This is a genomic window from Zwartia panacis (assembly GCF_030410395.1).
Classification (GTDB): Bacteria; Pseudomonadota; Gammaproteobacteria; order Burkholderiales; family Burkholderiaceae_B; genus Zwartia; species Zwartia panacis.
In genome coordinates this window covers 1-549 of the sequence record NZ_JAUHHF010000036.1, presented here as the reverse complement: position 1 = coordinate 549, position 549 = coordinate 1, and the positions used below count along the sequence as shown (strand labels likewise).

The 549-nt window shown below is 57.4% G+C and carries 1 protein-coding gene; it reads left to right on the top strand.

Features of this window, described 5'->3' with window-relative positions:
• A partial coding sequence (locus QWY30_RS16000; protein ID WP_290242657.1) for an AMP-binding protein occupies positions 1-549 on the top strand: 549 nt, incomplete at both ends.

The window sequence follows — 549 nt, the reverse complement described above, 5'->3', positions numbered from 1 at the left end:
AGCTGTCGTTGCTTGCCGATACGGTGGTGGATGACTCGGTGCGCACCGCGCCGCTGCTGCCCGAACACCTGGCCTATGTGATCTACACCTCGGGCAGCACCGGCATGCCCAAAGGCGTGGGCGTCTCGCATCGGGGTATCGGGAACCTGGCAGCCGCACAGACCCAAAGTTTTGTTCTGTCTCAAAAGAATCGCTTATTGCAATTTGCATCACAATCTTTTGATGCGAGTATTTCAGAAATCATCATTGCATGGTTCTCGGGCGCGACACTTGTGATCCCAAGCGCTGATAAGCAGTCTGAGCAAGTCGCAAGATTAATTAGTACGATTAAGCGGTATAAGATCACGCATGCGACGCTGCCTCCTGCGTTGCTGGGTGAGGTGTCAGCCGAGGAACTCGAGGGTCTGCAGACTTTGGTGGTGGCGGGCGAGGCGTGCCCGCCTGCCTTGGTTCAACGTTTTGCCTCTCACATGCGCATGATCAACGGGTATGGCCCGACCGAGGTGACGGTGTGCGGCACGATGAGCGCGCCGCTCGATGCGCAGTCGG